The sequence below is a fragment of the Paenibacillus sp. MER 180 genome (assembly GCF_023713665.1).
In the GTDB taxonomy this organism is placed as follows: domain Bacteria; phylum Bacillota; class Bacilli; order Paenibacillales; family Paenibacillaceae; genus Paenibacillus_B; species Paenibacillus_B suaedae.
Map to the genome: position 1 here is coordinate 252,742 of NZ_JAMAVT010000002.1, position 14,569 is coordinate 267,310.

The window sequence follows — 14,569 nt, forward strand, 5'->3', positions numbered from 1 at the left end:
ATCCGTAAATGTGGCAAATGAAAGTCGTTCCGCATAGGAACGGCTTTTTTTTGCACGAAAAACAAAGAATATGGTATAGTTTTTCGTATGAAAACGAGGTGACCGCTTTGTTGGAAAGGCTTATTCCCCGTCTTCGGGTTCGTACGGTGTACGATATTAACCTTGCGGAGCTGATGGACAAAGGATACAAGGGAATTATTACGGATTTGGATAATACGCTTGTAGGCGCGAAGGAACCTTTGGCAACGCCCGAATTAACGGCTTGGCTTGAACAAGCCCAGCAAATGGGGTTTCAAGTGGTGATTGTGTCGAATAACGATCATCCACGAGTATCCCGGTTTGCGACACCGCTCAATATTCCGTTTGTGAATTCAGCACGGAAGCCTTCGCAACGGGCCTTTCATCAAGCATTGAAGCTGATGGGGCTGACACCTGAGCAAGCGGTGGTAGTTGGAGATCAAATGTTGACCGATGTGCTCGGAGGCAACCGCATCGGGATGTATACGATATTAGTTGATCCAATCGCAATCCAAGATGAGGGTTGGATGACACGCATTAATCGGCGAGTCGAACGCATCGTAACGAAACGTTTTCGTAAAAAAGGAATGTGGCACGAGGAGGAACGACATTGACAGAAGAACAAATGGCACGGAAATGCAGCGGCTGCGGTACAGCTCTGCAAACGGAGAATTCGGAAGCATCCGGGTACGTGCCGGCAAAAGCGTTGGAACGGACGCCTGTAATTTGCCAGCGCTGCTTTCGAATAAAAAATTATAATGAAGCAATATCCGTCGCATTCGATCAGGACGAGTTTCTTCGCCTATTGGGACGTATCGGCGAGGAAGACGCGCTCGTCATACACATCGTCGACCTATTCGACTTTGACGGCAGTATTATTTCCGGCTTGCAGCGATTTGTGGGGAGTAACCCAGTACTGCTCGTCGTGAACAAAATCGATTTGCTGCCGAAGGTAACGAATTGGAACCGCATCATCAATTGGGTACAGCGCCAAGCGAAGGAACACGGCATTCGTATTGTAGACATTGCGCTCGTGAGCGCGAAGCGCAATCTTGGCTTCGACCGGTTGATCGATCAGGTTTCCGAGTGGCGCGGCAATCGCGATGTCTATGTCGTTGGTGCAACGAATGTAGGCAAGTCAACATTAATTAACCGCTTGATTCGGGACTATAGCGATTTGGACGGCGAGCTTACCACTTCTCGCTACCCGGGAACGACGCTTGATATGATCCATATCCCGCTTGACGACGGGAAGCATATCATTGATACACCGGGGATTGTGTACAAGAGCCGCTTGACGGAGCTTGCGAGCCGTGAGGACTTATCTTCCCTGCTGCCGGACAAATCATTGAAGCCACTGGTATACCAATTAAATGAAGGGCAAACGTTGTTCTTTGGCGCGTTCGCTCGATTTGATTTCGTGGAAGGCGAGCGTCAATCCTTCACTTGCTACTTGTCGAACGATCTTCCGATCCATCGGACGAAGCTGGAACGTGCGGACGAGCTCTATCGTGATCACCGCGGCGAATTGCTTGCTCCACCGACTCGCGAACGAATTGACGAGCTTCCAGCATGGACGAAGCACCAGCTTCGCATTGGGCGTGGAGGAGAGACAGACGTGTTCATTTCCGGCTTGGGCTGGATCAAGTGCAACGGTACAACTGGCGCGCTGGTTGAGATCCATGCGCCTAAGGGAGTTAAGGTGCTGGCACGCCACTCCTTAATTTAAGTTTTCGAAAGAGAAGAGTCAGTCAATAAGCAGGGGGATGGGGTTCATGCCGGATAAGGATGCATCATATTCGAACAATCTTGTAATGACCATGAATAGCAGTTCCAAGGTGTATGCGGTAATCGGGGATCCGATTGCACATTCCAAGTCGCCGCTCATGCACAATGCAGCCTTGCAGGCGATGGAAGTGAACGGGATATATACTGCATTTCATGTAAGGCCAGAACAGCTTGAATATGCCGTAGCAGGCATTCGCGCACTTGGTCTCGGAGGGGTGAACGTCACCATTCCGCACAAGGAGCGGGTGATGGCTTATTTGGATGAGGTTGATGGCAGCGCTTTGGTGATTGGTGCGGTCAATACGATTGTTCAACGTGACGGCAAGCTGCATGGTTACAACACGGATGGTCTTGGATATGTTCGTTCCTTGAAGGAAGAGATGCAAGCAGATATTCCATCCTCCCGCATTGTAATTATAGGGGCTGGCGGTGCGGCTCGGGGGATTGCGCACGCTCTTCTTACAGAGGGCTGCAAGGAGCTCATCATTGCAAATCGTACGGTGGAGCGAGCGCAGTCACTTGCGGACGACTTGTCAGGATTCGGCAATGTAAGAGCAGTTATGTTGGGCGATGCGCCTGCAATTGTGCCGAACGATGTTGACATCGTCATTCAGACGACTTCCGTCGGTATGCACCCCCATATAGAGGCGTCACCCGTGTCCGCGGAATGGCTGCAAGCACATATGCTTGTAAGTGACATCATCTATAATCCACTAGAGACAGCCCTGCTGCAGGCAGCAAAGACGAAGGGATGCCGGATTCATAATGGACTCGGCATGTTCGTCCATCAAGGGGCAATCGCATTTGAATTGTGGACAGGCTTGAAGGCGCCGACAGCGCTTATGCGGCAGCGCGTACTTGAGACGCTGCAATCCTAATTTCAAGATGTGGATACTCTAATACAGAAGACATTTAGGCACGAAGGAGTCGCACGTTCCAGACATGGAAAGAAGGCTCAATACTATCACTCATGAATAGATAAGGCAGGTTAAACTTATATGCTAACGGGTAAACAAAAACGCTATCTTCGCTCTCTTGCACATCATCTGCAGCCTATTTTCCAAGTAGGCAAGGGCGGTATGAATGATCAACTCGTACGTCACGTTGAGGATGCAATCGAGAAACGCGAATTGATGAAAGTATCGGTATTGAACAATTGTTTGGAAGATCCGCGCGAAATCGCAGAGGAGCTTGCTTCACGCTCCGGATCCGAACTTGTTCAAGTCATTGGCAAAACGATCGTGCTGTACAAGGAATCGACAGATAACAAGCAGATTGAACTGCCATAACGATCACTGGAGGGCTACCGAATGAAGTTCGTAGGGATCATGGGCGGGACTTTTGACCCTATTCATCTCGGGCATCTAGTGGCAGCGGAATGCGCTAGGGAGACAGCTTCCTTAGATGAGGTATGGTTCATGCCAGCGCATGTGCCGCCGCATAAAGCGCATCGACCAGCTGCTTCTGCGGAGCAGCGCTTGGAAATGGCGAGGCTGGCGGTGCAAAGTAATCCGCATTTTCGAGTGTGCGACTGGGAGATTAAGCATGGCGGTGTATCCTACACGCTAGACACTGTCCATGGGCTGCGCCAGGAGTATCCCGACGTCAAGTGGGCGTGGATTATCGGCGGCGATATGGTCGCTTACTTGCCCCAGTGGCATCACATCGATGAGCTGATGGAGCAGATTCAATTTGTTGGATTGCATCGTCCTGGATCAAGCTGGGATGCTGCCAAGCTGCCTGCTGCGTGGTCTTCTCGGCTCATCGAGAGCGAGATGCCGCAGATCGATATCTCATCTACCGATATTCGGCAGCGATTGGCCGAAGGGCGATCGATCAAGTATATTGTGCCGGACGAGGTTCAACAGTATATAGCAAGGTGGGGTCTATATGAATCGGACGCGCGAACAACTGATTGAGGCTGTACAATCCCAGATGCCAGCTGTAAGATGGCAGCATACGCAAGGGGTTATGACAACAGCCGTTCAACTGGCCAAGAAGTATGGAGCAGACCCGAATAAGGCGGATATCGCGGCCATACTGCACGATGTAGCAAAGTACTGGCAGACAGATCGAATGGAACAGATGATTCGGGAACATAACATGCCATCCGAATTGCTGGAGTATGACAAACAATTATGGCATGCGCCTGTGGGCGCACATGTGGCGCAGCATGAATATGGAATTGAAGATGTAGAAATACTGGATGCAATCAAGTACCATACTTCCGGCAGAGAGAAGATGACCCTGTTGGATAAGGTCGTGTGTCTGGCAGATTACATCGAGCCGGGGCGGGATTTCCCTGGAGTTGATCATATACGTGAACTGGCGGAGCAGAATCTAAATGCGGCGTTAATTGCCGGATTTGACTCGACCATTCGATTCTTGATTGAGCGCCGACGCCAGGTATTCCCGATGACGATCCATGCTCGTAATGGGCTGATCCTCGAACTGGAGACAGAACTTGAACAGTCAGCAACTTAATCACGAAATGGGCTTAGAAATACAAGAATAAGAATGGCTCAAACACAATGTGGAGGTAATTGAATGGCAGACAACATTAAACAATTGCTCGAAATCGCCGTAAGTGCGGCTGAAGATAAGAAAGCGATGGATCTTATTGCGCTTGACCTGCAAGGCATTTCCCTCATTGCAGATTATTTCGTAATCTGCCACGGGAACTCGGATACACAAGTTCAAGCAATTACGAATGAAATTCGCAAGCGTGTGCATGAAGTAGGCGGACACGTGCGCGGTACAGAAGGATTTGACTCCGCACGCTGGGTTCTCATTGATTTGGGCGACGTAATCGTGCACGTGTTCCACCGCGAAGAACGCGAGTACTACAACATTGAGAAGCTGTGGTCCGATGCGAAAGTTGTGGAGTTTGCATGATTTGGGAAGCAGGAACGATTCAACGATTAATAATCGACCGTGAAGTATCTCCGTACGGATATTTCTTGACGAACGGAGAGCAGGACGTGTTGCTGCATTATACAGAGCTTACGGGCAAAGTAGAGCCTGGCGATTACGTGGAAGTGTTTTTATACTATGACACGGAAGATCGCATTGCTGCGACAATGAAGCGTCCTTTGTTGACACTCGGAGAGATTGCTAAGCTTACGGTAGCGGATATTCATCCGAAGTACGGCTGCTTCCTGGAGATGGGGATTGGGCGTCAGCTGTTGCTTCCGAAGGGAGAGCTTCCCGAGTTCGAACCGCTTCACCCGAAGGTTGGCGATGAGGTATACGTCCGGATGGAACAGGATCGCTACGGACGACTTATTGCACTGCCAGCTCGTGAAGATGATTTGGTACCTTATATGTTCGCAGCTCCTGAGTCTTGGAACAACACATGGCGCGATGCGGTCGTGTACCGTGCTCTCAAGATGGGAACGTTCGTTGTCGTAGATGGCGCGCCTGTTGGAGAAGGTGTTATTGGATTCATTCATGAATCACTCCGTCCGCGCCTGCTTCGTCTTGGTGAGTCTGTCCGTGTTCGCATTACGCATGTCCGTGAGGATGGGCGCGTGAATGTAACGATGGCAGAGCGTAAAGAAGTCGGCATGGATCAAGATGCTGAACGCTTGTTCACCTTCTTGAAGGAGCGTCCGAACGGCACAATGCCATATTCCGATGAGACGCCTGCCGATATTGTGAAGCAGCGCTTTGGCATTAGCAAGTCAGCATTCAAGCGTGCCATCGGCCGCTTGCTGAAGGCGGGTCTCATTCGTCAAAATGGGAATTGGACCGAATTGACGGAAGCGGCTGCTGCAATGGATACGGCACAGCTTCACAAGGCACTGTCGGCGGCACAAGCCGAAGCGCGTGAAGCACATAAGGCTCGCTCGCACGGCAACGACAATGCACGCTAAGTCGTTCATTCAACATGCATTACGAATGATGGAATGAGGGAACAACCTCCAGCAGGGGAAGTGAAGATGGATGATTTCATATGGGCGTGTAGCGGAGGTTTATGACCGCTTAATGGAGGACATGCCATACGACCAGTGGGTGTCATTTGCTCGGCAGGCTTGGGAACGGTTTGGAAGCGGCGAGGTTCGTTCCATCGTTGACCTTGGCTGTGGAACCGGGAGTACGGCATTGCCACTGGCCAAGCTCGGTTATGATGTAATCGGCATCGATATCTCAGAATCGATGCTGTCAATTGCGAGCAGCAAGGGAATAGAGGCTGGCCCGCTGAAGGGCGACGTGCGTTGGGTGAATCAGGATATGTGCGATTGGGCCATGCCTGGAGAAGCGGATGCCGTCGTTTCGTTCTGTGACAGCTTGAACTATGTGACGGAAGAGGACGACGTGAAGCGTGCTTTTCAAGCTACCTATAACAACTTGAGATCTGGCGGCGTTTTCTTGTTCGATGTGCTTCATGTCCGTCAATTCGAACATTATGCGGAGACCCAGCCTTTTGCCTATGATGATGAAGATATCTCTTACATTTGGTTTTCGGACTATGATGAAGAACGCCAGGAGATTGAGCACCAACTGACCTTGTTCGTTCGTCAGCAGTCTGGAGGCTTGTACGAGCGTATTGACGAGGAACATGTTGAACGCGCCTATGATCCAGATTGGTTAGAACGTATGCTGAAAGAAGCTGGTTTCGGTCATGTCGAGCAATTTGCGGACTTTGAATGGCAGTCGCCGGACGAAGAGTCGCGGCGAATCTTTTTTGTTGCAGTGAAGCCATAAAGATAGATGTGCATAGTTTCTGAAGATGCACGTGAGATGCACATTTATCCGTCGTGAGATGTAGAATTTGGTGTTACTTTCTCAATTCAAGGCGAATGAACAAGAAAGATTTGGAGTTGCATGGCGATCATTGACAATAAGAAAATTTTTCATTATGATATAGCTACTTGCATCTATTTGGATGCATCATAATCATATTCAAGCTGAATAGGTAGAATGGAAAGACTTCGAAGAGGAATAGTACCTTAGGTCCCATCTTCAGAGAGCCGGCGGTTGGTGCAAGCCGGTGATGGTGCAGAAGCGAACTCACCTCAGAGTCGCGCAGCAGAATCAGGAGCGGTAAGCTGCGACGTATTGCCAGCGTTAATGGTGTAAAGGGAGTGGATAGCAAAGCATGCTGTCCGCTAACTAGGGTGGTACCACGGGAATAATGCCTCTCGTCCCTAGCGATTATCGCTAAGGATGGGAGGCTTTTTTAATCACATTTATTCATTGCCACAAGTATGACGGACATGCGCGAGCAGCCGTCTGGGCATCGTAGGAGGAGTAAGCATGAGTCAAGAAGCGAAGCAGCCGCACGGTTACGTGCCGCAGCAGATCGAGCCGAAATGGCAATCCTATTGGGATGAACATAAGACATTTGCAACGACAGAAGATGAGAACAAGCCGAATTTCTATGCACTGGATATGTTCCCATATCCATCTGGCGCCGGACTTCATGTAGGACACCCGGAAGGATATACGGCTACAGATATCATGTCTCGTTACAAGCGCATGCAAGGATACAATGTCCTTCATCCGATGGCATGGGACGCATTCGGCCTTCCAGCTGAGCAATATGCGATCGATACGGGACAGCATCCGCGTGAATTCACGGTGAAGAATATCGACAACTTCCGTCGTCAGATCAAGTCATTGGGCTTCTCTTATGATTGGGATCGCGAGTTCAGCACGACTGATCCGGAATATTACAAGTGGACGCAGTGGATCTTTATTCAGTTGTACAAGAGAGGACTCGCTTACGTTGCAGAAGTTCCTGTTAACTGGTGTCCAGCTCTCGGTACAGTACTTGCGAATGAGGAAGTCATTGATGGCCGTTCGGAGCGTGGTAACCACCCAGTTATTCGTAAGCCAATGCGCCAGTGGGTATTGAAGATTACGGAGTATGCAGAGCGTTTGTTGCAAGATCTGGATGAGCTTGACTGGCCGGAGAGCTTGAAAGACATGCAGCGCAATTGGATTGGGAAGTCCAAGGGAGCTGAAGTTCGCTTTGTTATCGACGGTCACGAAGAGGAACTGGTTGTATTTACAACTCGTCCAGATACGCTGTTCGGTGCAACTTACTGTGTCATGGCTCCTGAGCATGAGCTTGTCGAACGCATCACGACAGCTGAACAGCAAGCTGCTGTGAAGGCATATCAAGAGCAGGCGGCACGCAAGAGCGATCTGGAGCGTACGGATTTGGCGAAGGATAAGACGGGTGTATTCACAGGCAGCTATGCGGTGAACCCGGCGAATGGAGCGAAGCTTCCAATCTGGATCTCGGATTATGTGCTTGCTGGATACGGTACAGGTGCAATTATGGCTGTTCCTGGACATGATCAGCGCGACTGGGAATTCGCGAAGCAATTTGACCTGCCGATCATCGAAGTGATTGAAGGCGGCAATGTACAGGAAGAAGCATATTCCGGCGATGGAGCTCATGTGAATTCAGAATTCCTGAACGGAATGGACAATGCGGCTGCAATGGCGCGCATGATTGAATGGCTTGAAGCAGAAGGCAAGGGCGAAGGCAAGGTAACGTATCGCCTGCGCGACTGGTTGTTCAGCCGTCAACGCTACTGGGGAGAGCCGATTCCAATTCTTCATCTGGAAGACGGAACAATGAAGCCTGTACCGGAATCCGAACTTCCGCTTACACTGCCGGATGTCGATCAGATTCGTCCATCAGGAACTGGAGAATCTCCGCTAGCGAATGTAGACGAATGGGTGAACACAGTTGATCCAGAGACGGGTATGAAGGCTCGCCGTGAAACGAATACAATGCCGCAATGGGCGGGAAGCAGCTGGTACTACCTGCGCTACATCGATCCGCACAATAACGATGAAATCTGCTCAAAAGAGAAGCAAAAGAAATGGCTTCCAGTTGATTTGTACATTGGAGGCGTTGAGCATGCGGTTCTTCACTTGCTGTATGCGCGCTTCTGGCACAAGGTATTGTTCGACCTTGGTGTCGTAGATACGAAGGAGCCATTCCAGAAGCTTGTTAACCAAGGGATGATCCTTGGTACAAATGGCGAGAAAATGTCTAAGTCCCGCGGCAATGTCATCAATCCAGATGATATTGTGAACGAGTTCGGCGGCGATACGCTGCGCATTTATGAAATGTTCATGGGTCCACTGGAAGCGACGAAGCCATGGAACACGAATGGTGTAGAAGGAAGCTACCGATTCTTGAGCCGCATCTGGCGCTTGTTCATTAACGAGGAGACAGGAGCCCTGAACAGCAAGATTGCTAACGGAACGGATGGAACAGATCCGGCCTTCGTTCGTACATGGCACAAGACCATCAAGAAGGTGACGGAAGACATCGAAGGATTCCGTTTCAATACGGCAATCAGCCAATTAATGATCTTCATCAATGAGGCGTATAAGACGGAGGTTCTTCCACGCCAAGCGATGGAGAACTTCGTTCAATTGCTGGCACCGCTCGCGCCACATATCGCGGAAGAATTGTGGCAGCGTCTTGGCTACCAAGAGTCGATTACGTACGCTGCGTGGCCGACTTATGATGAGTCGCTTACAGTTGATGCGGAAGCAGAAATTGTTATTCAAGTGAATGGCAAGATTGTATGCCGTGCAAATGTAGCAGCAGATGCTGACGAAGAAGCAATGCAGCAAAAAGCGATGTCCCTCGCGAACGTTCAGGATGCCATCGCCGGCAAGACGGTTCGCAAAGTCATCGCAGTAAAAGGCAGACTTGTTAACATTGTGGTCGGTTAAGTTCTTCGCCAAATAGTTGGGATTCGACCTTGTGTAGATCCTCCTCATATTTGGCATGGGTGACTTGAATGAGCTGCTGGAATACTCCATCCAGCTCACCATCCAACAGACGGAGCGCCTCGGCGGTAATGCCGCCGGGGACTGCTACCCGCTGTCTCAAGTGCTCAAGGCTGAATCCTCCCTCCGTTAGCAGCTTGCCAGTACCAAGCAGCATCTCGCTGGCCAGGCGCTCTGCCTCATTCCTTTCGATTCCTGTAACTTCAACTGCAGCCTCTATCCATTTCTGCACGAAAAAGGCGATAAATGCCGGCCCACAGCTTGAGATATCCGAAGTGATGCGCGTATACTGCTCGGATACCTGAACTGGACGGCTAATGGACATCATCAACTGTTCCAATAGCAGCCTGTCTTCTGTTTGAATTCTGCTTCCATACATACATAAGGATGCTCCGCTCCATACATAATTCGTAACACTTGGTATAATTTTTGCTATCTTGCAGGACAGCTGCCGCTCCAAATGGCTAATGAGCACTGGACTCGTTATCGATACAACGATGAGAGAAGGCTTTACATATTGTGCGATTTCGTTCAGAACGGCTTTGAATTCTGAAGGCTTCACACATAAAAAGACGATATCGCTTTCTTGTACAGTTTCTACATTGCTGCTGGCCAATTGCAGCCCAGGATATTGCGCAGCTAGCTGTTGAACTTTATTCCTCGTGCGATTGCTTGCGATAAGTTGAGATGGTTCCAATGCACCTGATTGAATAAGTGCTTCAATGATCGTAGACCCCATGCTTCCCGTACCTATAAACCCGACTTTCAAGTACGTTCCCTCCCTTTGCTTCTGCCTATTCCGCTGTTGTCGTAGGACGTGATTATGTTCACTTCGTATTCATTTGTGATGAACACAAGTTTATCAAGCTTATTGATCCATATGATGACATGGTTGACCATTATGCCGTCATTCGCTGACGAAGGGTGTGGTGACATGAGAGAAGGAATGAGGAAGACCGGAGCATTGCCAATGCGCTGGCTAATTGCAATGAGTCTAGCAGTAATCGGTGTTGCAATCTGTATGTGGATATGGGTGAAGCCGCAAGGGTCACTGCAAGCAGGGACTTGGACGGATTTGAATGATGAGATTGAATCGATGATGGCTGCTGAAGGGAAGGAAGCCCAGATCACGGAATCGAAGATGTCTTCGAAGTCGATTCCCGCTGCGGAACAACATGCACAGAACAAGCAGCAGTCTTCCGTATCGACAGTAGCCCATAAGGATGATGGTGCTGACACGGGAAAGGGAGGACAATCGGAGGCCGCCAGTTTACTTCCTTCAACGGATGTCCTTAAGACGGAGAAGGAGCATTCCAGTGCGGCTGGGAATAAGGGAGCTAAGGGAGCTGTATCCCAACTTCTCAACATTAATGAAGCTGATGCATCTGCGCTGGTGACACTTCCAGGTATTGGACCGAGTAAAGCGAAAGCAATCATTGAATACCGTGAGAAGAAGGGAGCCTTCCGCCACGTTGACGATCTGATGAAGGTGAAGGGAATCGGCAAGAAGATGATGGCCAAGATCCGGGATCAGGTACGTGTGGAATAAAATGCGTGAAATGTGCAACATTGTGATGTCTTTAGTTGCATGAATGCGCAGGCCTGCTTACAATAAGGGTAACATACACAACATAGACAAAGGCAGAAGAATGGGGATTGGAGTTATGACAACGACTATGCGCAAAGACTGGGATACGTATTTTATGGATATTGCCTATATGGTGTCTACTCGCTCGCGCTGTCCAAGACGGCATGTGGGCGCTGTGCTCGTACAGGGCAAGAAGCTGCTTGGTACCGCTTATAATGGCGCTCCGATGGGGATTCCTGACTGCAGTGAGGCTGGCTGTATGATCGCAGAACAATATGAGAAAGTTGTCGTAGACGGCGAAGCGCAGATGGTTAAGAAGCAGCGCTGCATTCGCACGATCCATGCAGAACAGAATTTGCTGCTATTCACGGATCGGAATGATAGAGAGGGATCTACGGTATACGTGACGGATCAGCCTTGTTGGACATGTGCCAATATGCTCGCCAATAGTGGTGTTGTCGAGATCGTATATCACCGTCCTTATTTGAAGGACAGCGATAAAGTGGCTGCGATGATGGAGCATAAAGGAATTGTGTTCCGTCAACTTGATCATTATCATCCGCCGGCAGAGTCGGTAATGGATGAAGTTAGCGAATAAATGTATCGTTCTGAATAGGGATGAGGAAGAACCTCTGTGCTCAAGCAGCACTGTTCGTTTCGCATTTAAATGCGAAACGAACAGTGCTGGCGAGTATGGAGGTTTTTTGTGTATGGGTAGGGGGGATGGTATGCTGGCACGTCGACCGTTGGTTGTGGCTGCCTGTATGATGGCCGGAGGCTTCCATCTAAGCGCAGTTCTCTCGAATGGAGAGGCTTGGATTGCAGCTCTCGGAATTGTGCTAGTATTGCCGCTTTGTGTCATAGGAGGCTGGTGCAGACGTATGCAAGCAGTCTTGTATGCGCTGCTGCTGCTTATGGCTGTACTCTATTATCAGTTGACGGTGAACAGTGGAGATAGTGTCTGGTCGTATGAGGGAGTTAGTTCTTATGTAGATCAGGTACAGGAAGTGAATGGAGAATGGGAAGGGGTGATCCTAACCCCGCCAGAGCAGGACGGAGATCGGATGCAGTTCCAATTCGGAGTTACAGGCTGGAGAACTCCAGAAATGAAGCAAATGGAAAGTGTAAGGGAGACGCTGCTAGTTCAAATCAAGCTTTCTAGTAAGCAGGAACTGCAACAGGTGCATCAATGGAACCGAGGGCAATTGGTACGTATACAAGGTAAGCTTGAGGTCCCCGGCGATGCGGGGAACTTTGGTGGATTCAGCTACAGAGACTATTTACATACTTTACAAATCGACTGGTTGTTAAGGGTGTCGGGTTTACAGCAAATGACCTCGCATACAGCACTTGAGACGATCTCTTCCTATGCACCTACTATCATGTGGAATCGAATGCTGGCATATGTGGATCAAGGCAGGGAGCGTCTGGCAGCGATATTGGAGCATATGTACAAGCAGCCTCATAGCGGCTATATGCAAGGGCTTATCCTGGGAACACGGGGAGATATGGATCCGGATATTTATCAACAGTTCTCGCAGTTGGGACTTACCCATATACTCGCCATATCTGGATTGCACGTAGGTGTACTTATCGGTGCTCTATTGTATCTCTTCCGATTGCTGCGCATGACGAAGGAGACGGGCATATCGATCACGATGGGGTTCATCCCCATGTATGTATTGTTGACGGGGGCGTCGCCATCGGTTATTCGTGCAGGTATGATGGCTTTCCTAGCCCTTTATGGGGCGAAGAGAGGCTGGTTGAAGGATGGGCTGCATCTTCTGGCAGCTGCCTTCATTTTCATGGCGGTATGGCAGCCTCGTTATGTACTGCAGGTCGGATTTCAATTGTCTTTTATTGTCACGGCTGGGCTGATTTTATTTGTCCCCCTCGCTATGAGGCTAATGGCTTCTTTGCCGCGGACATTGGCCAGTTCGCTCTCGGTTACACTGGTTGCACAAGCTGTTTCGCTGCCTCTTACCGTCTATTACTTTAATCAATTTTCGCTGTTGTCCTTTTTGGCTAATTTTGTTATTGCCCCCCTCGTCAGCGTTGTTGTGCTTCCAATTGGCTCAGTATCGTTGATTGTCGGTTCACTATATGAACCTGCGGCAGTACCGATCGTTTGGCTTGTTGAACGGTTGAATGAGGTTACGTTCCAACTAGTGTATTGGCTGGCACAAATGGAAGGTGCTACGATCATATGGCCGACCCCTCCATTATGGTGGATCGCTCTTTACTATCTCGGATTCGCCTTGGCGCTGACTTCTGTTCGGCGTTGGTGGGATGCGAGGCAGATTAACCGCAGAGAAAGAGATCGAGGGCATAATTTGAACCATGCTGATGATACACAACCGCTCGATTTTATCCAGCTCCCGGTAGGCGGATATCGATATAGAGGAGCAATTGCGCTTGCAGCCGCTTGCTTGCTCGGGTTCATCGTGCTGCAAGGATATTCCATGGGGCGTTCGAATGATGCAGTTGTTAGTTTTATCGACGTCGGTCAGGGTGACAGCATCTTAATCTCGACGGCTTCGGGCAAACACATGCTTATTGATGGCGGGGGTACTGTGAATTTTCGCAAGCCAGAAGATCGCTGGCGGGAACGCAGAGTGCCCTTTGAGGTAGGGGAGAAGGTAGTTGTTCCGTTGTTGAAGCAGAGAGGCATCAGAGAATTGGATGCTGTTCTGTTAACGCATGCCGATCAAGACCATGCTGGGGGATTGCAAGCTGTACTGAAGCATATCCCGGTGAAGCAGTTCATTATGAACGGGACATGGAAGTATTCCGCCTCGATGAACAGTCTATACCGCACTGCGATTGATCAAGGGATCCCTATTCGCAAATGGGAAGCAGGCCAGCGATGGGAGCTAGATTCGTGGAGCTCCTTAGAGGTGATGTATCCTTATCCTTCGACGGATGGTTCTACCCTCGACTTTCAAGACAATCAGAACGAGGCCTCCCTTGTCGTCCAATTGACACTTACCCATCCAACAAGTAGGAAGCAGGCAGTATTCATGCTTACAGGAGATCTGGAAGCCGATGGGGAGAGGCAGATGCTCGAGCGTGTTTCATTCCAGCGATCGAAGTCTATCGACGTCTTGAAGGTGGCTCACCACGGAAGCAAAACCTCTACTACACCTGAATGGCTTGAGCAATGGAAGCCCCAGATAGGGGTCATATCGGCAGGGCGCAATAATCGATATGGACACCCTCATCCGAAAGTGCTGGAAACGCTGCATGATGGGAAGGTTCCTGTGAAACGAACAGATATAGAAGGGGAGATCCAATTCAAGCTGACGTCTAGTGGTTTGAAGGTGAGGGCGAAGCGTGATAGGATACATTTATAGAATGGAACAGACAGCACGTCACGAGACGTGCTCTTTTTCCTGTATCTTTCTTCTA

At 49.7% G+C, this 14,569-nt stretch carries 14 protein-coding genes and 1 other annotated feature; of the genes, 13 read left to right on the forward strand and 1 reads right to left on the reverse strand.

Features of this window, described 5'->3' with window-relative positions:
• The first annotated feature begins 107 nt into the window (after positions 1-107).
• The 10 genes from M3661_RS03760 (at position 108) to leuS (ending at position 9,516) form a co-directional block, all read left to right on the forward strand.
• Complete coding sequence (locus M3661_RS03760; RefSeq protein ID WP_028531308.1) at positions 108-632, forward strand: YqeG family HAD IIIA-type phosphatase; 525 nt, start codon at positions 108-110, stop codon at positions 630-632.
• Between the two features lie 11 nt (positions 633-643).
• Entirely contained in the window at positions 644-1,747 is a 1,104-nt protein-coding gene (gene yqeH / locus M3661_RS03765) for a ribosome biogenesis GTPase YqeH (protein WP_251482738.1), read from the forward strand.
• A 46-nt stretch (positions 1,748-1,793) separates the two neighbouring features.
• Complete coding sequence (gene aroE, locus M3661_RS03770) at positions 1,794-2,684, forward strand: shikimate dehydrogenase (RefSeq protein WP_065290457.1); 891 nt, start codon at positions 1,794-1,796, stop codon at positions 2,682-2,684.
• 120 nt (positions 2,685-2,804) lie between these two features.
• Entirely contained in the window at positions 2,805-3,095 is a 291-nt protein-coding gene (gene yhbY / locus M3661_RS03775; protein ID WP_021256853.1) for a ribosome assembly RNA-binding protein YhbY, read from the forward strand.
• Positions 3,096-3,116: 21 nt separating this feature from the next.
• Positions 3,117-3,725: a nicotinate-nucleotide adenylyltransferase gene (nadD, locus tag M3661_RS03780; protein ID WP_065290458.1), complete on the forward strand. Its 609-nt coding sequence runs from the start codon at positions 3,117-3,119 to the stop codon at positions 3,723-3,725.
• On the forward strand, positions 3,697-4,290 hold the full coding sequence (yqeK, locus tag M3661_RS03785) for a bis(5'-nucleosyl)-tetraphosphatase (symmetrical) YqeK (protein ID WP_065290459.1): 594 nt from the start codon (positions 3,697-3,699) through the stop codon (positions 4,288-4,290). The genes nadD and yqeK overlap by 29 nt, the downstream gene beginning before the upstream one ends.
• A gap of 63 nt (positions 4,291-4,353) precedes the next feature.
• Positions 4,354-4,701 (forward strand): ribosome silencing factor, encoded by a 348-nt coding sequence (gene rsfS / locus M3661_RS03790; RefSeq protein ID WP_021256850.1) that lies wholly within the window; start codon positions 4,354-4,356, stop codon positions 4,699-4,701.
• The gene (locus tag M3661_RS03795; RefSeq protein WP_065290460.1) at positions 4,698-5,681 is read left to right on the forward strand and encodes a CvfB family protein; all 984 of its coding nucleotides are present in this window, start codon (positions 4,698-4,700) and stop codon (positions 5,679-5,681) included. Before rsfS ends, M3661_RS03795 begins: the two co-directional genes overlap by 4 nt.
• Positions 5,682-5,751: 70 nt before the next feature.
• Positions 5,752-6,513: a class I SAM-dependent DNA methyltransferase gene (locus M3661_RS03800; RefSeq protein WP_065290461.1), complete on the forward strand. Its 762-nt coding sequence runs from the start codon at positions 5,752-5,754 to the stop codon at positions 6,511-6,513.
• Between the two features lie 218 nt (positions 6,514-6,731).
• Positions 6,732-6,961, forward strand: a binding site (T-box leader).
• A 104-nt stretch (positions 6,962-7,065) separates the two neighbouring features.
• Positions 7,066-9,516: a leucine--tRNA ligase gene (gene leuS / locus M3661_RS03805; protein WP_065290462.1), complete on the forward strand. Its 2,451-nt coding sequence runs from the start codon at positions 7,066-7,068 to the stop codon at positions 9,514-9,516.
• On the opposite strand, the gene comER is transcribed toward leuS, so the two are convergent.
• Positions 9,497-10,342 (reverse strand): late competence protein ComER, encoded by an 846-nt coding sequence (comER, locus tag M3661_RS03810; RefSeq protein WP_021256846.1) that lies wholly within the window; start codon positions 10,340-10,342, stop codon positions 9,497-9,499. The genes leuS and comER overlap by 20 nt on opposite strands.
• A gap of 165 nt (positions 10,343-10,507) precedes the next feature.
• On the opposite strand from comER, the gene M3661_RS03815 reads away from it, so the two are divergent.
• The 3 genes from M3661_RS03815 (at position 10,508) to M3661_RS03825 (ending at position 14,514) form a co-directional block, all read left to right on the forward strand.
• Complete coding sequence (locus tag M3661_RS03815; RefSeq protein WP_175400470.1) at positions 10,508-11,122, forward strand: ComEA family DNA-binding protein; 615 nt, start codon at positions 10,508-10,510, stop codon at positions 11,120-11,122.
• Positions 11,123-11,237: 115 nt separating this feature from the next.
• On the forward strand, positions 11,238-11,759 hold the full coding sequence (locus M3661_RS03820; protein ID WP_021256844.1) for a deoxycytidylate deaminase: 522 nt from the start codon (positions 11,238-11,240) through the stop codon (positions 11,757-11,759).
• A gap of 130 nt (positions 11,760-11,889) precedes the next feature.
• Positions 11,890-14,514 carry a ComEC/Rec2 family competence protein gene (locus M3661_RS03825; protein WP_251482496.1) on the forward strand — a complete coding sequence of 875 codons (2,625 nt, stop codon included), beginning with the start codon at positions 11,890-11,892 and terminating at the stop codon, positions 14,512-14,514.
• Positions 14,515-14,569: the final 55 nt, after the last annotated feature.